This is a genomic window from Terrihabitans rhizophilus (genome assembly GCF_033898525.1).
GTDB lineage: Bacteria > Pseudomonadota > Alphaproteobacteria > Rhizobiales > Methylopilaceae > Flaviflagellibacter > Flaviflagellibacter rhizophilus.
Genome location: NZ_JAXAFJ010000002.1, coordinates 462211 through 480408, shown reverse-complemented (window position 1 = coordinate 480408; position 18198 = coordinate 462211). Strand labels below are relative to the sequence as shown.

Sequence of the window (18198 nt, the reverse complement as noted above, 5' to 3'; positions counted from 1 at the left end):
GAAGCGGCTTTCTTCCCGGGCGTGTTCTGGGGCAAAACACTGGCATGACCGCCGCAGATTCCACGCCTGAAACCCTCGAAGCCGCTGCCGCGGAGCACACCCGGCTGGCCGAGGAGATCCGCGGCCACGACCGGCGCTATTACGAGCAGGATGCGCCTGCGATCTCCGACGCGGAATACGACGCGCTGCGACGCCGCCTCATCGAGATTGAGGCGCAGTATCCCGAACTCGTCACGCCGGACAGTCCGACCCAGAGGGTCAGCGGAGCTCCTTCCGAGAAGTTCGCGAAATCGCGCCACGGCGTGCCGATGCTGTCGCTGGAAAATGCTTTCGACGAAGAGGACGTGGCCGAGTTCGTCGGGCGGGTGCGGCGGTTCCTGAACATCACCACTGACATCGCCTTTCAGGCGGAACCCAAGATCGACGGGCTGTCCTGCAACTTGCGCTATGAGAGCGGACGCCTGACCGTCGCCGCGACGCGAGGCGATGGCGAGACTGGCGAGAACGTGACGGCCAACGTCCTGACGATCCCCGACATTCCAAAGAGGCTGGATGGCGGCGGTGTTCCGGACCTGATCGAGGTGCGCGGCGAGGTCTATTTTCCGCACGACCGGTTCAAGGCGCTGAACGAACGGCAGGCGGAAGCGGGCAAGCCGATCTATGCCAACCCGCGCAACGCGGCTGGCGGCTCGCTGCGCCAGCTGGACGCGGAGATTACCCGTTCGCGCGGATTGAAGTTCTTCGCCTATGGCTGGGGTGAGGCGTCCTCGCTGCCGGCCGAGACGCAGTCGGCCATGACGGCGACTTTGCGCGAGTGGGGCTTCGTCACCAATCCTCTGGTGCGCGTGGTCGGCACGGTGGAGGAGATGACCGCCTATCATCGCGAGATCGAGGAACAGCGCGCCACGCTCGGCTATGACATCGACGGCGTGGTCTACAAGGTGGACCGTCTGGATCTTCAACGCCGGCTCGGCTTCGTCTCACGCTCCCCGCGCTGGGCCATCGCCCACAAATTCGCGGCGGAGCAGGCCACGACGATCCTGCGCGATATCGAGATTCAGGTGGGCCGCACGGGCAAACTGACGCCGGTGGCGAAGCTGGAGCCGGTGACGGTGGGCGGCGTCGTGGTGGCCAATGCCACGCTGCACAACGAGGACTTCATCCGCGGCGTGGATTCGCACGGCCAACCTGTGCGAGACGGCAACGACATACGTGTCGGCGACACGGTGGTGGTGCAGCGCGCGGGCGACGTCATCCCGCAGATCGTGCGCGTGCTGGTGGAGAAGCGGCCGCCGGAATCGCGCCCCTACGAGTTCCCGACGACATGCCCGGCCTGCGGCAGCCATGCCGTGCGGGAGGAGGGCGTCTCCGACCGGCGCTGCACCGGCGGGCTGGTGTGCCCGGCGCAGCTTCAGGAGCGGCTTCGGCACTTCGTGTCGCGCGATGCCATGGACATCGAAGGGCTGGGCGAGAAGCAGGTGCTGGCCCTGCACGAATGGGGGCTGGTCAACGAGCCATCGGACATTTTCCGGCTGGAGACGGCGGAAAAGGACGGGCTCGCCCGCCTGCGCAACCGGGAGGGATGGGGCGCGACGTCCGTGCGAAACCTGTTCGCCGCCATCGAAGCGGCGCGCTCGCGGCCGGTGAACCGCGTGCTCTTCGCACTGGGCATTCGTCATGTCGGCGAGATCAACGCCAAGCGCCTGATGCGCCACTTCGGGACACTGGACCGGCTGCGGGAGACCTCGCTTGCCGCGCACCCCCCTTCGGGCGAGAGCCGCGCCGACAAGGGCAACGAGGCGTGGCGCGAGATCGTGGACGTGCCCGGCATCGGGACCGTGGTTGCGGGAGCGGTGGTCGAGTTCTTCCAGGAGCCGCGCAACGAAGCGGTGCTGGACGCGCTGCTTGCAGAGCTTCAGCCGGAGGAGATGGAGCGGGTGGCTGAGGAGAGCCCCGTTGCCGGCAAGACGGTGGTGTTTACCGGCACCCTCGAACGCATGACGCGCGACGAGGCCAAGGCTCAGGCCGAGCGGCTGGGCGCAAAAGTGTCGGGGTCGGTCTCGAAGAAGACGGACATCGTCGTGGCCGGGCCGGGTGCAGGCTCCAAGCTGAAGCAGGCGGCGGAACTGGGCCTTCAGGTCATGTCCGAAGACGAGTGGCTGGGCCTGATCGGCGCAGGCGAGGCCGGCCCCTGAGGACCGGCCTGCCGCGGATCAGTCTAGAGGCGGCCCATCAAAGCCAGGACGATCACGATGATCAGGATGATGCCCACGATGCCGCCCGGGCCATAGCCCCAGGAACGGCTGTAGCCCCAGCTTGGCAGTGCGCCGACCAGGATCAGAATAAGGATGATGATCAGAATGGTGGACATGTTGGCCCTCCTTGCCTCGGTGCCGACAAGTGAACACCGCCGCGCGCCGCGAAGTTCCACCTAACAAGAGGGTTGCCCGCACTTTACCGTACAGACGAGCAGGCACGCTCCATCCAGCTCAGGGTGCCCTCGTCGAGCAACGGCCCGATCTTCGCCGCGACCCGCTCGTGGTAGGCGTCGAGCCAGGCGCGTTCCTCCGCCGTCAGCAGATCGAGCGCCAGAGGCCGGGTGTCGATGGGCGCGAAGGTCAGGGTCTCGAATGCGAGCATGGGACGCTCGTCGCCCGGACGGGCATCTTCCCGCACCAGAACGAGGTTCTCGATGCGGATGCCGAACGCGCCTTCGCGGTAATAGCCGGGCTCGTTCGAAAGGATCATGCCGGCTTCCAGGGCCACATGGCCGAGCTTGGATATCCGCTGCGGCCCTTCATGCACCGAGAGGTAGGAGCCGACGCCGTGGCCCGTGCCGTGGTCGAAGTCCGCGCCGACATCCCATAGCGCGCGGCGGGCGAACGGATCGAGCTGGGCGCCGCTGCTGCCTTTCGGGAACCGCGCGGTGGCGATGGCGATGTGGCCTTTCAGGACGCGCGTGTAGCGGTCGCGCATCTCCGGCGTCGTCTCGCCCACGGCAATGGTGCGGGTGATGTCCGTGGTGCCGTCGCGGTACTGCGCGCCCGAATCGATCAGGAACAGGCCGGGCTCGATACGGCGGTTGGTGGCGCGGGTGACCCGGTAATGGGGCAGCGCCGCGTTCGGCCCCGCCGCCGAGATGGTGGGAAAGGAAACGTCCATCAACTGGCCGGTCTCGCGCCGGAAGGTCTCCAGCGCCTGCGCGGCTGATATCTCGTCGAGTGCGCCGCCGGCAGCCTCGCGGTCGAACCAGCAGAGGAAGCGCGCCATGGCAGCGCCGTCGCGGAGATGCGCTTCGCGCGTGCCGGCGATCTCGGCCGTGTTCTTGACAGCCTTGAGTTTCTGGATGGGATCGGCGGCGTGCTTCAGCCGGGCGCCATTCGTCTCCAGCACGTGGCGCAGGTGGTCCGCCGTCATGGAAGTATCGAGCATGATCGTGCGGCCAGCCTGCCCCAGCGCGGCGAGTTCCTGCTGCAGCCGCTCGGGTTCGCCGATCTCCGCGATCTCCGCCAGATCATCGCGCAGGAGGTTGGTCAACTTGCGCGACTGCACGAGAAGGAGCGGCTTGCCGTCTGCTGGAACGAGGGCCCAGGCGAGCGGGAGAGGGGTGTGGGCGACGTCGCCGCCCCGGATGTTGAACAGCCACGCAATGGCGTGCGGATCCGTCAGCAGCAGATGGTCCGCACCTGCGCTGACGATTTCCTGCTGCACGCGAGCGATCTTGGAGACGGCGTCCTCGCCTGCGAGACGCGGCTCATGCGCGGTGATCGGCTCGGCAGGTGGTTGTGGACGACCGTTCCAGATCGCATCGACCGGATTGTTGGCCAGGGGCACCAGGGCGACACCTGCCGCGCGGAGACGATCAACGGCATCAACCGTGTGCAGCCATGGGTCGAAGCCGATCCTGTGCCCGGCGGCATGCTCGCGCAGCCAGGCCGCGGGGGTCTGGTCGAGGATGTTCACCGGCGTGAAGGCTGATGTGTCGACCTGTTCACGCGCCTGCACGGTGTAGCGGCCATCCATGAACAAGGCCGCCCGGTCCATCAGCACCGCCGCGGATCCGGCGGAACCTGTGAACCCCGTCAGCCAGGCGAGGCGCTCCTCGCTTGCTGGCACGTACTCGTTCTGGTGGGCATCCGCCCGGGGGACGAGGAAGCCGTCTACTCCACGGGCGCGTAGCTCCGCGCGAAGGAGGGCAAGGCGTTCCGCTCCGCGGAGACCGTCCGCGCGCTCGTCGAAGTCCTGGAATCTGCTTTCGAACATGGCTGCAGACTAGGTGCGGCACGCGGCCAGAGGAAGAGGCTCCCCTGTGTCTTTGATTATAGCCCGTTGACCGTGATCCCGCTGCTCCGCATGGGCAGCCATGCAAACTCGACAGAGGCGAAACGGCGCGCCCGGAGGTAACTTGATCGAGTTGGTATACCAAATACCAGCGCACAAGAACCGCAAGGATCAAGAACAATGGCCACCACGACTTACGCCTCTGGCGCCCTCATCGCTCGCCCCAGCTTCATCGAGACCCTGTTCGGGTTCCTGAACCGCTACAGCGCCCCCTCGCAGGATTTCGACGCCGCCTTCTTCTCGCTGCGCGGCCTCTGATCGCTCTACGAAAATAGCTCGCGGCGGCTTCAGGCCGCGAGCGTCATCGTCACCCAGTTGTTGAGGACGATCCGGCCAACCGGGATCAGTCCCTGTGCGCGGTAAGCCGCGCGGACCGCACGCTCCTGATGGGTCAGCAGGCCCGACAGGATGACCACGCCGCCCGGCATGACCGCGCGCGCGATGGACGGTGCCAGCGCGACCAGCGGCCCCGCCAGAATATTCGCAAACACAAGATCGTAGGGTGCCGCCGTCTGGATGTGACGGTCCTGCATGCCGTTGGCGTGCAGCACCCGAACGGCCTGTCCCGCGCGGTTCAGCGCTGCATTCTCGCGCGCGATCACGACCGACATGGCGTCGATGTCGCTGGCCAGCACCGGAATGTGCAGCGCCTTGGCGGCTGCGATGCCCAGCACGCCGGTGCCGGTGCCGAGATCCAGCACGCGCTGCGGCCGCGTGCGCTTCAGCAGCCGGTCGAACGCCAGCAGGCAACCGCGCGTCGTGCCGTGATGGCCGGTGCCGAAGGCCAGCGCCGCTTCGACCTGTATGCCCACCGCATTCGCCGGCACGTGATCCCGATCATGCGCGCCATGGACGAAGAAGCGGCCTGCGAGCACCGGGTCCAGGCCCGCGAGCGACTGCGCCACCCAATCCGCATCCTCAATGGCTTCGGCACGTGTCTCGCAGCCGTCGATCTCGTCGGCCAGGACCGCGCGTACCTCGGCTTCCAGATCGCTGGGCGCGATGTTGACGCCGGCGAACAGGTCGACGCGCCACATCGGATCGTCCGGCTCGGTTTCCGACACCACGATGGAGAGGTCGTCCAGCGTCAGCATCTCCTCCGCGAGGAGGGCTATGTGCTCGGCACGCTGCTGCGGCGCGAAGATGCGGAGGACGGCGGTGGGCATGGGGTGTCCGGATGTTGGGTTGCGGGCACTTATCAGTGCGGTCGACGTGCGTCCCGGAAGCACGCAGTGCTGTCCGGGACCCATACGCTACGCCTGTGTTATTTGGCTGCGCAGGTTGCGGCAAGCTGCGATGGGGCACAGCGTATGGGTCCCGGACAGGCTTCGCCTTCCGGAACGCCGAGAGCTTCCGGGACGCGCTAAGCCCGCTTCACGAAGCTGTCGATGACGCGCTTCTGGCCGGCCTTGTCGAATTGCACCGTCAGCTTGTTGCCTTCGACGCCGATTACGTCGCCATAGCCGAACTTGTCGTGGAACACGCGCTCGCCGGTCCGGTAGGTCGCGGCGCTCGCGTCCGAGGTGGCGACCAGTTCGCCTTCGATCACCATCGGCCCGCCACGACGGCCCGGGCCTGAGCTTAAGCCGCTGCGCTTCGGCTCGGCGAAGCCGGCATGGGTTTCGCGGCGTGCCTGCGCGCGCTGCCACCCCGGCGTGTTGTAGGTGGAGCCGAACGGCTCCACGCGGTCGAAGCGGCTGGTGCCGTATCCGCGATTGGAGAATGCGGCCGGCGCTTCCTTCACCTCGACATGGGCGTCCGGCAGTTCATCCAGAAAACGCGACGGGATGGAGGACTGCCACATGCCGTGGATGCGACGGTTCGAGGCGAAGTAGATCTTGGCGCGCTTGCGGGCGCGGGTGATGCCGACATAAGCGAGGCGGCGCTCCTCCTCCAGACCGGCGCGGCCGTTCTCGTCCATGGAGCGCTGGCTGGGGAACAGGCCTTCCTCCCAGCCGGGCAGGAACACGGTGTCGAATTCCAGCCCCTTGGCGCCGTGCAGCGTCATCAGCGTTACGGCGGCGCCGTTGTTCGGCCCCTCGACATCCATGACGAGCGAGACATGTTCGAGGAAGCCCTGAAGGTTCTCGAAGCCGTCCATGGAGCGGATCAGCTCCTTGAGGTTTTCCAGCCGGCCAGCGGCATCGGGCGAGCGGTCCTGCCGCCACATCTCGGTGTAGCCCGACTCATCCAGCACCATCTCGGCGAGATCGGTGTGCTTCATCGTCTCGGCCTGACGTGACCAGCGCTGGAAGCACCCGGTGAGGTCGCGCAGCGTCTGGCGCGGCTTCGGCTTCAGCTCCTCGGAGTCCGAAGCCATGCGGGCGGCTTCCATCAGGGGCACGTTCGCGGAGCGGGCGATGTGGTTCAGCGTCTGGATGGTGGCATCGCCCAGGCCGCGCTTGGGCGTGTTGACGATGCGCTCGAAGGCCAGCCCGTCGAAGGGCGAGTTCACGCAGCGCAGATAGGCGAGGGCGTCACGGATCTCCGCGCGCTCGTAGAAACGCGGGCCGCCGATGACGCGGTAGTTGAGGCCGAGCGTGACGAAGCGCTCCTCGAACTCTCGCATCTGGAAGGAAGCGCGCATCAGGATGGCCATGCTGTCGAGGCTCTCGCCCTTGCGCTCGAGGCTCTCGATCTCGTCGCCGATGGAGCGGGCTTCCTCGCCCGAATCCCATGATCCGGTGACGGTGACGGGCTCGCCGTCCGCACCCTGCGGCCGCAGCGTTTTGCCGAGACGGCCTTCATTGTGGGCGATGAGGTGGGAGGCTGCGCCGAGGATGTGGGCGTCGGAGCGGTAGTTGCGCTCCAGCCGGATGACCTTGGCGCCGGGGAAATCCTTGTCGAAGCGCAGGATGTTGTCGACCTCGGCGCCGCGCCAGCCATAGATCGACTGGTCGTCGTCGCCCACGCAGCACAGGTTCTGCGGCCCCTGTGCCAGCAGGCGCAGCCACAGATATTGCGCGACGTTGGTGTCCTGGTACTCGTCGACGAGCAGGAAGCGGAAGCGGTGGTGGTAGATGGCCAGCACGTCCGGATGCGCCCGGAAGATGCGGATCGGCTCCAGCAGCAGGTCGCCGAAATCGGCGGCGTTCAGCGTCTTCAGCCGCTCCTGATAGAGCGTGTAGAGCTTTCCGCCCTTGCCGTTGGCGAAGGAGGCGCCTTCGCCTGCCGGGATTTCGGCCGGTCCAAGGCCGCGATTCTTCCAGCCGTCGATGGTCCAGGCCAGCGAGCGCGCGGGCCAGCGCTTCTCGTCGATGTTCTCGGCCTGCAGGATCTGCTTGATGAGGCGGATCTGGTCGTCGGTGTCGAGGATGGTGAAGCTGGACTTCAGGCCGGCTAGCTCTGCATGGCGGCGCAGGATGCGCGTGCCGATGGAGTGGAATGTGCCAAGCCAGGGCATGCCTTCCGCGACATCGCCAACGAGGTTGGCGACGCGCATCTTCATCTCGCGCGCGGCCTTGTTGGTGAAGGTGACGGCGAGGATTTCGGAAGGGTGGGCGCGCCGGCTGGCGAGGATGTGGGCAATGCGGGTGGTGAGGACGCGTGTCTTGCCGGTGCCGGCGCCGGCGAGCACGAGAAGAGGCCCGTCCAGCGTCTCGACGGCATCGCGCTGTTCCGGGTTCAGCCCGGAGAGGTAATCGGCGACGCCGCCACGCCCCGATGCGGCGAGAGCGCGCGCGGCGATGCCGCCCTCCTTCAACAGGGGAGCATCCTCATCGAAAAACGGAACCGGGTTCTGTTCGGCCAAACGGGCTTACCTCACGGCGGGATCACCGCCTGAAGCGATTCGTTCCCGTGAACAAAATGGCATCTCGGCTGCCTAATTGCGAGGCGGGCACGATCAGACGCGCGCGAGGCCCGGCACGTCGCCGGCATCCGGCGCATCGATCTTGCGGTAGCGCGCCTGCACGAAGCCAAAGGCCCCGAATGCAAACAGCCCCGCCGCGACAAGCCCGAGAAGCGCCCAGCCATAAGGCTGCTGCTGCAGTTCACGCAAGACCCCGCCGAGACCATGTGCCTCGCTGGAGTCGAACGAGATAGCCGCCATCACCAGAAATCCGCCGATCAGCAGGAAGGTGACGCCGCGTGCGGCATAGCCCACGCGACCGACGATCTTGATCCATCCTTCATGGGCGGCCGGGCAGCGCAGCCGCTTCAGGAAATTGCAGCGCGCGGCGTTCCAGAACATCACTCCACCGGCGATCACGATGCCCAGGCCGACGGCGCCGACAAGCCACTGGCCGAAGGGCTGCTCCATCAGCCAGGCCGTCCAGTCCTGCGTGCCGCCATCCTCGCCGGATGAACTGGCGGTGCCGATCAACAGTCCGGCCGCGGAGAGCGCAAGACCGGTGTTGACCACGCCGCTGAGGATGTGAACGCCTCGCACGAGGAGGCCCTTCGCGTCGCTTCCACGATCGTCGGCATCCAGCGTGGCCTCTATGAACCGCCACAGCGCGAAGGCGAACAGCCCAAGCACGACGAGGCCGAGGACGAAGGTGCCGAAAGGCTGGGTCAGCACCTCCTGCAGCGCGCCCTTCGAGCCGGTGGTCTGCCCGCCGGAGCCGAACGCCGCCAGCAAGGCAAGCGCGCCGATGACGACGTAGACCGCGCCGCGTGCCGCGAAGCCGAAGCGAGCCATGTGCTCGACCGCCTTGCCTGTCATCTTCATGCCTGATCCCCCTGCGCCGTGCTGACAACGCAATCGCGCGTGAAAAGATGCACAAGCGCTGCGGGGCTTGCTAAGCAGGGGTGCTCTCCACGGTGCGCCGATGACCTCGCAAGCCCTGACCGCCTCGTTCTCCGCCGGCTTCGTCTACGGCCTCTCGCCGGGACCGGCGGTGCTTGCTCTGTTCACACTGACGGCTTTGGCCGGCCGGCAGCACGGCGCGCGCTTCATCGGAGCGCATCTGCTGGGCGACACGCTGTGGTGCTCGCTGGCCATCCTCGCCATCGTCGGCGTGAGCCAGCTGGGGCAGGGGCTGTTCGACGTGCTCGGCATTGCGTGCGGGCTCTACCTGATCTGGCTGGGCGTCAAGGCGCTGCGCCAGCCGGGAGACGGACCTTCGCAGGCGGTGGGCGCGCGCAACCCGGTGAGGACGGGGCTTGTCTTCGGCCTTACCAACCCGAAGGCCTACCCGGTCGCGGTGGCCATGTTCACGGCGCTGACCTCGCCGTTCGCGGCCGACCTGACATGGGGTGACGCACCGGGCTTCATGGCGGCGGCCATTGCGGGCTTCGTCCTGGCCTACGGCTTGCTGTTGTGGATGGCCGGGCTCGGCCCCGTGCGCCGCGTCGTGGAGCGGCACCACCGCACCATCACCCGCATCACTGGCGCACTTTTCGTGGCGTTCGGCATCAAATCGCTTGTGGATGGCGTGCAGTCTCTGCGCCGGTGAGCGTCGCGGCGTTCTCCCCGTCCGATCAGCATGATAAGGAGGGGCCGCGCCGGATGCGCAACAGGATGCGGGTGCCGACCCTTTGAACTCCACCTTGACCGGTCTTGGAATTGCTCTTGTCGTGGCCCTGATCGCCGCGCTTGTCGGGCCGTTCTTCGTCGACTGGACGCACTACCGCAGCAGCTTCGAGGAGCAGGCCTCGCGGCTTGCCGGCGTGCCGGTGAAGGTGCGCGGCGAGGTGGATGCCCGCCTGCTGCCGAGCCCCCGCATCAGCTTCGGCGATGTGCGGGTGGGCGAGGATGCACGGCCGCTTCTGGATGCGCGCAGCTTCACGCTGGACCTGGCGCTCGCGCCGTTGATGAGCGGGCAATACCGCGTGACACGCCTGTCCGTGGCCGGCGTCGATGCGCGGCTCGACCTCGATGCCGAGGGACGCCCCATTCTGCCGGCTCGTGCTGCGATGGCGGCGCGCGAGGATCTGGACCGCGTTTCCCTGGAGAGCTTCGAGGTGCGCGACGCGCGCCTGCTGCTGACGGATATGGCGGCGAAGCGCGAGATAAACCTGCGGGACCTGCTGGTGACGGGGCAGGCGGACAGCCTGCGCGGGCCGCTGAAGATGGAGGCTACGGGGCTCAAGGACGAGACGCCGTTCACGCTACGCCTGTCCACCGGCGGGTTCGACCAGGGTGCCGGCCGCATCACGCTGGCTCTCCGCTCGCCGGCTGTGCCCGATCTGGACGTCGATGGCTCGCTGAAGATCGCCGATGGCCTTCCGGTGCTGAGCGGCAGGTTCACGGCGGCGCCGGCTGGTGGCGAGGCGGCGACCGTCTGGCGCGTCTCGGGACAAGTGGAAGCCGATGCCCGTCGCGTCGGCGCGCGCGGGCTCGATCTTCTGTATGGGCCCGAGGGCCGGGGCTTGCGGCTGGTCGGCAGCGGCGAATGGCGCTTCGGAGCACAGCCCGGCGCACGGCTCGATCTCACGGCGAAGCAGTTCGACCTGGATCGCGCGCTGATGCGTCCCGAGGATGCACCGGCTCTGCCGCCCCACGAGGCGCTTGCAGCCTATTTCGACACGCTTCCGGAACCGCCGGAGCTGAGCTTCCCCGTCGAAGCGTCGGTGGCAATCGATTCGGTCATCCTCGGCGGCGACGTGGTGTCGGGCGCCCAGCTCGAACTTGCCTCCGCGAGTGAGGGATGGGCGGTGCGCTCGCTGGACATGAAGCTTCCTGGCGGTGCGTTGGCGGCGAGCCGCGGTGTCCTCGCCGTGAACGCATGGTCGGCACCGAGCTACACCGGCTCGCTTTCGGTGGACGCGCCCAACATGCCCAGTCTGGTGCGTTGGCTGCGCGGAGCGGAAACCGGCGGGGCGCGCCCGGATCTGGGCGTCCGGAAAGTGGCGATCGCCGGGCAGCTTCAGGCTCGCCCCGGAGCTTTCTCGGTCGACAAGATGCGGCTGGCGCTCGACGGCATGGCTGCGGATGGCGCGTTCAGCTGGTCGCAAGACGACGATGGCGAGGCGTCCCTGAAGGCCCAGCTGAAGAGCGACCAGCTCGATCTCGACGCCCTGGAGGTGAAGCGGTTTGCGCGCTGGGTCGAGGAGTCGGCCGGCGGCATGCTGCGCCTGGACCTGACGGCGAAAGTCGGCCAGCTGACCTTTGCCGGCGTGGAGACCCGCGATCTCGACGCCGATCTCCGCCTCGATGGCAACGGTGCCGATATTCGCAGGTTCGTCGCAGGTAACCTCGGTGGCGCGCGACTGGAAGCGGCGGGACGCGTTGGATTCGGCGCTACCGCAGGCGGCAATCTGAAGGCGCAGCTCGATGCGCGCTCGCTCGATGGCGTGACCCGGATGATGCGCGCGCTGGCCGTGCCGGCGGCGCTGACCGACCGGCTTGCCACGCGCATGGACGTGCTGGTGCCGGCCAAGCTCGCCCTGGACGTGACGTCGCGCGATGGCGGGGTGTTCGAGGGCACGGCTTCCGGAACCCTGGCCGGCAGCGATTTCGACCTGCGGCTACGATCCGGCCTCTCGCTTGCCTCGCTGCAGGACATGCAACTGACCGCGAGCTCCCGGGACGCGACCCGCCTTCTCCAGCAGATCGGGCTTCCCGTAGCGGGGGTTGAGCCGGAAGGGCGCGGTGCCTTGCGCACAAGCCTTGTGCGGGGCACCTCTGGACTCTCGGCAGAGGGCGATCTGGAGGCAATCGGCGGCCGCGCGCAATTCCGTGGCGTGCTGGGAGATGACTTCGTTCTGAACGGACGGGCCGAAGCCCAGATGGAGGATGCCGGGCGGCTGGGCGTGCTGCTGGGGCGGCTGCAGCCTCTCGAGCTCCCGGCCATCCCCGTCACTCTGACCGGCACTTTGCGCCGCGACGCTTCAGTGCTTACGGCATCGGGCATGACCGGCTTCGTGGCCGGGAGGCCGGTTTCGGGCACCGTGGCCTACGGACCATCGCAAGGCCTGACTGGCGATGTGAAAATCGCCTCGATAAGCCTGCCGGAACTGCTCGGGGTTGCCCTCGGGCCCGTAGCGGTCGCTGCTGCCGACGTTTCCTGGCCCACCGGCACGATCGAGACGGGGCTTCTCAGCGGGCTGAAGGCCAAGCTGAGGATCAGCAGCGATGCTCTTGGCCTTCCGGCGGGATATGTCGCCGGCCGTGCGGCGCTGACGCTGGCGGTCACGCCGAACGAGTTCGTGCTGCAGGATGTCTCGGGCGTTCTCGCCGGCGGCTCGATCGCGGGCGAACTCACGGTGCGCAAAGCGGGGCAGGATGCCTCCATCTCCGTGCGCGGCACATTGAAGGATGCGGCGCTGGCAGGACTGGTCTGGACCTCGCGCGGCAGCCCCGTGGCGTCCGGCGTGCTGGACGTGACCGCCGACGCGGTTGGCAGCGGGCGGACGCTCGCGGCCATGGCCAGCGGGCTGACCGGCAGCGGCACATTCGAACTGCGCAATGCCCGGCTCAAGGGAGTGGACGCAGGCGCGTTCCAGCGGGTGACGCAGCAGGTCCAGGCCCAAACGACTCCGCCGGATGCGCAGGACGTGGCCCAGCGTTTCGCACATGAACTTGGCCTCGGGGACCTTCAGGCGGCCGATCTCACAAGCGCCTTCACCATGGCGTCCGGCGTGCTGCGGGTGTCGAACGCCGCGATTGCGTCGCCGTCTGCCACCGGGACCGCCTCGGCGGAACTGGACCTTGTGCGGGGTGGCCTCGCCGCGGAACTGACGCTGCGGCCCGCCGGTGCGGAAGCCATCCCCGGCGCGTCGGCTCCACAGGCGGTCCTGTTATTCTCCGGTCCCATTGCGGCGCCACAGCGTGTGATCGACACCACCACCCTCACAAGCTTCCTGACTGTCCAGGCGCTGGACCGCGAAATGCGCCGGGTGGAGAAGATGGAGAGGGACAAGCGCGAGCGTGCGCGCCGGGAGGCCGAAGAAGCCCGCATCCGTGCTATCACGGAAAGCACGGGGCAGGTGCCGCTCGGCGAACTGCCCCCGCCTGTCGATCTGCGGCCGCCGCCCGCACCGGCGCCGCCGCCGCAAGCTGCTCCCGCGCCCGTGCGTCGTCAGGTGCTGCCGTTCGACCTGTTCAGGAGGTCGGAAGAGCGCGTGCGGTAGTGGGTGAGGACGTGAAGGCGGATGGCGGAGGACAGGTTGTTCTCGCCGCGACCGGCGTCGATCTCGGCCACCAGAGCGCGCAGCGTCATTTGCTTTTCTTCGGCGATTTCCCGCAATGCCGCCCAGAAGTCGTTCTCAAGCGTGATGCTGGTGCGATGGCCGGCGATCTCGATGGAGCGCTTGAGGACGCCACTCATCAGGTGTCGCCGTCGCGGCGATGACCATCGAGAAGGCGGGCTGCGTTTTCGGCCCTGGCCTTCTCCAAATCCTTTTCGGCCTTGGTGCGGCCAAAGGCGACGCGGTTCTCGGCAGCCTTGGCCGGCTTCTCGGCGCGGGCGCGCTCCTTGCGGGCCTTGTTCAGGTTGATGAGATCGGCCATGGCGTTCAGATCCCGAAGAAGAGAAGGTCGAGAGCGTTCTTGATGCGGCGCTCCTCGCTTTCAAGATTGACGATCACCCGTCCCAGATTGCGCGATGGCAGCGCCGTCATGAGATGCATCGCGATGATGAAGCGCTGTCCATCGACCTCCACCTCGGGGGTGGCGGCGGTGCCGGTCAGGCCGGAATCGATCTCAATAAGCGGCGCGACAATCCTCGTCGCCAGATCCGACAATGTATCGTCCTGAAGAATTAGACCGAGATCGACGGCCGATCCGTCTCGTAGTCCTACGATGCGGCAGACGTCGAACTGGCGGGTCACCAAGCTCGTAGATCTGCGAACGGAACCCCGTTCTCCTCGACCCAGAGGTTCAGAGTCTGGATCGCCGCGGCATTCTCCTGCCGCCAATGCCGGCGCTTATGTTCCCGATGCTCTGCCTCCAGAGCCCGCTCCAGCACAGCAGAGATGTTGGTCCCGAATTCCTTGGCCTCGGTTATGAGGTCCTGCCGCACGGAGACATTAACCGCCCGTTTCGCGGCCGGTCGCGTTGCTGCTCCAGCTTCTGCTACACGTGGCATCGAGCACTCTGCGCATGGTTCATGCGCATCATTGTAGCCGATGATTGGAGTACGGCAACTAGCCGGGCGAGATCATCTTCTCCGGGCGGACGACCTCATCGAACTCGGCATCGGTGACATAGCCGCCGCCGACCGCTTCCTCGCGAAGGGTGGTGCCGTTCTTGTGCGCGGTCTTCGCGATCTTGGCGGCGTTGTCGTAGCCGATCTTGGGAGCGAGCGCCGTCACCAGCATCAGCGAGCGCTCGAGCGCGGCCTGGATGTTGTCGGTGCGCGGCTCGATGCCCACGACGCAGTTCTCGGTGAAGCTCACGGCGGCATCCGCCATCAGCCGCACGGACTGAAGGAAGTTGTAGGCCATCACCGGGTTGAACACGTTCAGTTCGAAATGGCCCTGGCTGCCCGCGAAGGTGAGGGCGGCGTGGTTGCCGAACACCTGCACGCAAACCTGCGTCATGGCCTCGCACTGCGTCGGGTTCACCTTGCCCGGCATGATGGAGGAGCCGGGCTCGTTCTCCGGCAGCGACAGCTCGCCAAGGCCCGAGCGCGGGCCTGACCCAAGGAAGCGGATGTCGTTGGCGATCTTGAAGAGGCTGGCGGCCACGGTGTTGATGGCGCCGTGCGAGAACACCATGGCGTCATGCGCCGCCAAGGCCTCGAACTTGTTGGGCGCGGTCTTGAAGGGAAGGCCGGTGATGTGGGCGATCTTGTCGGCCACCGCTTCCGCGAAGCCGACGGGCGCGTTGAGGCCGGTCCCGACAGCGGTACCGCCCTGCGCGAGTTCCATCAGCTTCGGCAGGGTCTGCTCGATCCGGGCGATGCCGTTCTCGACCTGCGCGGTGTAGCCGGAAAATTCTTGGCCGAGGGTAAGGGGTGTCGCGTCCTGCGTGTGGGTGCGGCCGATCTTGATGATCGACTTCCACGCTTCAGCCTTGTCGTTAAGCGCGTTGCGCAGCGTCTGTAGCGCCGGGATGAGCCGGTGCACGATCTCCTCTGCGCAGGCCACATGCATGGCCGTCGGATAGGTGTCGTTGGACGACTGGCTCATATTGACGTGGTCGTTTGGGTGGACCGGCTTCTTGGAGCCCATCTCTCCGCCCATGATCTCGATGGCGCGGTTCGAGATCACTTCGTTCGCGTTCATGTTGGACTGGGTGCCGGAGCCGGTCTGCCAGACCACCAGAGGGAAGTGGGCGTCGAGCTTGCCCTCGATGACCTCCTGCGCGGCCTGAACGACGGCGCGGCCAACGCCTTCATCGAGCCGGCCGAGGTCCATGTTCGCTTCGGCGGCGGCGCGCTTGACGATGCCGAGCGCGCGGACGACCGGCAGGGGCTGCTTTTCCCAGCCGATCTTGAAGTTGCCGAGGGAGCGCTGGGCCTGTGCGCCCCAATAGCGATCAGCCTCGACTTCGATGGGGCCGAAGGTGTCGGTTTCCGTGCGTGTCTTGGTCATCGGCTCGCCCTCCCGGCGAGGCGGGCTCGGCGTCCCGCTTATTTCTTGCGGAACTTGTCCAGGCTGACGATCTGGGCGCCTTCGGGCTTCTCCTCGGTCTCGTCCCCGTTCTCCGACGCGGCCTTCTCATCCTCGGCTTCAGCCTTGGCAGGACGCGCGGCGGGAACGATGGACCTGACTTCGGATGCCGGGGCAGGAACGGCGGCGGGTGCCGGAGACGACTCGCTGGTCTTGCCGTCCTCGTCCACAGGCGTCAGCGGCTCGAACTTCAGGCCGAACTTCACGGACGGATCGAAGAAACCGGTGATGGCGTCGAACGGCACATGCAGCATTTCGGGAATGTTCGAGAACGACAGTCCGATCTGGAAATCATGATCCTCGACGTTGAGGTCCCAGAACTGGTGCTGGATGACGATCGTCATCTCCTCCGGATATTTCTCGCGAAGGCGCGGCGAGATGCGCACGCCCGGAAATTCCGTGTTGAACGAGATGTAGAAATGGTGCTCGCCCGGCAGACCGGTGCGGGACACGTCTTCCAGCACGCGCCGGACCACGCCGCGCAGGGCTTCCTGCGCCAGAAGATCGTATCTGATGAGATCGGTGCTCATGGGCTCTTATGCGACCGGATCGGGAAAAATCGGGCGCTCCGGCAGGCCAGAGCAAAGGATAAAGTGGAGGCTTCTGTTGCCAGGTGCCTCCGAACCCCGCCTAAGGAACGCTAATCCCCCAGGGCTTTATGGTCGGTCACCAGCACCGCATTAAGCGGCGAGAGCGGCCGGAGCGTAGTTGTTATCATTGGCAACTATGCAACAGCCCGATAACGGCGGAACAATACCGAGCGAAAGAACAACCTTTACACCCTCGTCGATCCTGTTTCGCCCCCGCCGCAAACCGTAAGACGCGGTCTGTGGTGGAGGCGCCGGGTACTGCCCCCGGGTCCGAAAGGCTTATTTCGAGGCTCGTTTATCGCCATAGCCGACTTGCGCCGGCACAGACAGATATAGGCACCGAGTCACGTTTTGAAAAGCGGTCCGATGCACGGCGCGCAAACGAAAAGGGCGGGCACATGGCCCGCCCTTCGCTAGAGCTGAACAGATCAGCGGCGGATGATGCGATCCACGTTCTGCACGCGGCCGCTGCGGCCATCGATGCGGACACGCAGGTCGCCACGCCCGCGGCGGGCCTCGCCCACGACGATCCAGTCACCGCCCCGGCGCGTTACGCTGCGCACGCGGTCCACGCCGTTGCGGCGAGCAATGTACTCGGCGTCACGGCGATCGACGTCACGACGCGAGCGACGGTCGTAACGGTCATAATCCCGGTCACCGGGATAGATGCGTACGCCATTGGGGCCGATTGCGATGCCCTGGGCGCTGGCGGGCTGAACAGCCGCAGGCGCCGCAGCGAAACCAAGACCAAGGGTGGTGGCGAGTAGCGCGCCGGCAATGATCTTACGCATGAATTCCTCCTTGAGCCCCCCGGCTCATCTTTCCCCTTAAGGGGTAAGCTCTGAACCCAAACTGAACGCGGTTGACAGCCAAAGGTTCAGGGAAAAGGGCACTGAGGGGGTGCATCCGGCCGCTTCCGGACGCTAATGTCCGCAGGCTCGGAGACCGTGATGAAGGCCTATCTCGACCTGCTGGACCATGTGCTGAACCATGGCACGCGCAAGGATGACCGTACCGGCACCGGCACGCTCTCTGTGTTCGGACACCAGATGCGCTTCGACCTCTCGAAGGGCTTTCCGCTGGTCACCACGAAGCGGGTGCACCTGAAATCCGTCGTCCACGAGCTCCTGTGGTTCCTCGCCGGCGACACCAATGTGCATTACCTGCAGCGCAACGGCGTCTCGATCTGGAACGAATGGGCCGACGCCGATGGCGAACTCGGGCCCGTCTACGGCAAGCAATGGCGCTCATGGCAAGCGCCGGACGGCCGCGTGATCGACCAGATCGGCGGGGTGCTGGACGAGATCCGGCGCAACCCGAGCTCGCGCCGGCTCATCGTCTCGGCCTGGAACCCGGCCGATCTCGACAAGATGGCGCTGGCGCCATGCCATTGCCTGTTCCAGTTCCACGTGGCGGACGGACGCCTGTCTTGCCAGCTTTACCAGCGTTCGGCCGACATCTTCCTCGGCGTGCCGTTCAACATCGCGTCCTATGCACTGCTGACGCAGATGATCGCGCATGTCTGCGGGCTGGAGCCGGGCGACTTCGTCCACTCCTTCGGCGATGCGCATCTCTACCTCAATCATCTGGAGCAGGCACGCGAGCAGCTTTCGCGCGAGCCGCGCGCGCTGCCGGTCTTGCGGCTGAACCCGGATGTTCGCTCGCTGTTCGACTTCCGCTTCGAGGACATCGCGTTCGAGGGCTACGATCCTCATCCCGCCATCAAGGCGCCGGTGGCCGTGTAGAGCCCGCCCGTTCCAGAGGA

17 protein-coding genes and 1 other RNA gene are annotated in these 18198 nt (G+C 66.5%); 5 read left to right on the top strand and 13 right to left on the bottom strand.

All coding sequences use genetic code 11. From position 1 onward, the window contains the following. Nucleotides 1-44 precede the first annotated feature (44 nt). A complete protein-coding gene (gene ligA, locus SCD90_RS05860) occupies nucleotides 45-2195 on the top strand; it encodes an NAD-dependent DNA ligase LigA (protein WP_319843692.1) in 2151 nt (716 codons plus the stop codon). A 23-nt stretch (nucleotides 2196-2218) separates the two neighbouring features. Here ligA and SCD90_RS05855 read toward each other — a convergent pair whose 3' ends face one another. Both SCD90_RS05855 and SCD90_RS05850 read right to left on the bottom strand, forming a co-directional pair. Next, nucleotides 2219-2371 carry a DUF3309 family protein gene (locus SCD90_RS05855; RefSeq protein ID WP_319843691.1) on the bottom strand — a complete coding sequence of 51 codons (153 nt, stop codon included), beginning with the start codon at nucleotides 2369-2371 and terminating at the stop codon, nucleotides 2219-2221. Between the two features lie 83 nt (nucleotides 2372-2454). Beyond that, nucleotides 2455-4263, bottom strand: a complete 1809-nt coding sequence (locus tag SCD90_RS05850) for an aminopeptidase P family protein (protein ID WP_319843690.1) — start codon at nucleotides 4261-4263, stop codon at nucleotides 2455-2457. 198 nt (nucleotides 4264-4461) lie between these two features. Between SCD90_RS05850 and SCD90_RS05845 the strand changes: the two genes are divergently transcribed. Further along, nucleotides 4462-4599 (top strand): hypothetical protein, encoded by a 138-nt coding sequence (locus tag SCD90_RS05845; protein WP_319843689.1) that lies wholly within the window; start codon nucleotides 4462-4464, stop codon nucleotides 4597-4599. A gap of 29 nt (nucleotides 4600-4628) precedes the next feature. On the opposite strand, the gene SCD90_RS05840 is transcribed toward SCD90_RS05845, so the two are convergent. The 3 genes from SCD90_RS05840 to SCD90_RS05830 form a co-directional block, all read right to left on the bottom strand. Then, entirely contained in the window at nucleotides 4629-5507 is an 879-nt protein-coding gene (locus tag SCD90_RS05840; protein ID WP_319843688.1) for a 50S ribosomal protein L11 methyltransferase, read from the bottom strand. 197 nt (nucleotides 5508-5704) lie between these two features. Next, complete coding sequence (locus SCD90_RS05835) at nucleotides 5705-8092, bottom strand: ATP-dependent helicase (protein WP_319843687.1); 2388 nt, start codon at nucleotides 8090-8092, stop codon at nucleotides 5705-5707. 93 nt (nucleotides 8093-8185) lie between these two features. Beyond that, nucleotides 8186-9013: a DUF1206 domain-containing protein gene (locus SCD90_RS05830; protein WP_319843686.1), complete on the bottom strand. Its 828-nt coding sequence runs from the start codon at nucleotides 9011-9013 to the stop codon at nucleotides 8186-8188. A 100-nt stretch (nucleotides 9014-9113) separates the two neighbouring features. Between SCD90_RS05830 and SCD90_RS05825 the strand changes: the two genes are divergently transcribed. Both SCD90_RS05825 and SCD90_RS05820 read left to right on the top strand, forming a co-directional pair. After that, the gene (locus tag SCD90_RS05825) at nucleotides 9114-9740 is read left to right on the top strand and encodes a LysE family translocator (RefSeq protein ID WP_319843685.1); all 627 of its coding nucleotides are present in this window, start codon (nucleotides 9114-9116) and stop codon (nucleotides 9738-9740) included. A 94-nt stretch (nucleotides 9741-9834) separates the two neighbouring features. Continuing rightward, entirely contained in the window at nucleotides 9835-13359 is a 3525-nt protein-coding gene (locus SCD90_RS05820; RefSeq protein ID WP_319843684.1) for an AsmA family protein, read from the top strand. Here the strand turns inward: SCD90_RS05820 and SCD90_RS05815 are convergent. The 8 genes from SCD90_RS05815 to SCD90_RS05785 all read right to left on the bottom strand — a co-directional run bounded on the left by SCD90_RS05815 (nucleotide 13308) and on the right by SCD90_RS05785 (nucleotide 17224). Further along, entirely contained in the window at nucleotides 13308-13556 is a 249-nt protein-coding gene (locus tag SCD90_RS05815) for a ribbon-helix-helix domain-containing protein (protein ID WP_425265644.1), read from the bottom strand. The two genes, SCD90_RS05820 and SCD90_RS05815, sit on opposite strands and share 52 nt — an antisense overlap. Further along, nucleotides 13556-13738 (bottom strand): DUF4169 family protein, encoded by a 183-nt coding sequence (locus SCD90_RS05810; RefSeq protein WP_319843683.1) that lies wholly within the window; start codon nucleotides 13736-13738, stop codon nucleotides 13556-13558. Before SCD90_RS05810 ends, SCD90_RS05815 begins: the two co-directional genes overlap by 1 nt. Nucleotides 13739-13743: 5 nt before the next feature. Beyond that, a complete protein-coding gene (locus SCD90_RS05805) occupies nucleotides 13744-14058 on the bottom strand; it encodes a CcdB family protein (protein WP_319843682.1) in 315 nt (104 codons plus the stop codon). Then, nucleotides 14055-14315 carry a type II toxin-antitoxin system CcdA family antitoxin gene (locus SCD90_RS16590; RefSeq protein ID WP_425265643.1) on the bottom strand — a complete coding sequence of 87 codons (261 nt, stop codon included), beginning with the start codon at nucleotides 14313-14315 and terminating at the stop codon, nucleotides 14055-14057. The genes SCD90_RS05805 and SCD90_RS16590 overlap by 4 nt, the downstream gene beginning before the upstream one ends. A gap of 58 nt (nucleotides 14316-14373) precedes the next feature. Further along, nucleotides 14374-15765 carry a class II fumarate hydratase gene (fumC, locus tag SCD90_RS05800; RefSeq protein WP_319843681.1) on the bottom strand — a complete coding sequence of 464 codons (1392 nt, stop codon included), beginning with the start codon at nucleotides 15763-15765 and terminating at the stop codon, nucleotides 14374-14376. Nucleotides 15766-15803: 38 nt separating this feature from the next. Continuing rightward, nucleotides 15804-16373, bottom strand: a complete 570-nt coding sequence (locus tag SCD90_RS05795; protein WP_319843680.1) for an SspB family protein — start codon at nucleotides 16371-16373, stop codon at nucleotides 15804-15806. Nucleotides 16374-16435: 62 nt separating this feature from the next. After that, nucleotides 16436-16795: a transfer-messenger RNA gene (ssrA, locus tag SCD90_RS05790) on the bottom strand. A 66-nt stretch (nucleotides 16796-16861) separates the two neighbouring features. Further along, complete coding sequence (locus SCD90_RS05785) at nucleotides 16862-17224, bottom strand: PepSY domain-containing protein (RefSeq protein WP_319843679.1); 363 nt, start codon at nucleotides 17222-17224, stop codon at nucleotides 16862-16864. Between the two features lie 159 nt (nucleotides 17225-17383). Here SCD90_RS05785 and SCD90_RS05780 point away from each other — a divergent pair, with 159 nt between their 5' ends. Further along, nucleotides 17384-18178: a thymidylate synthase gene (locus SCD90_RS05780; protein WP_319843678.1), complete on the top strand. Its 795-nt coding sequence runs from the start codon at nucleotides 17384-17386 to the stop codon at nucleotides 18176-18178. Nucleotides 18179-18198 lie beyond the last annotated feature (20 nt).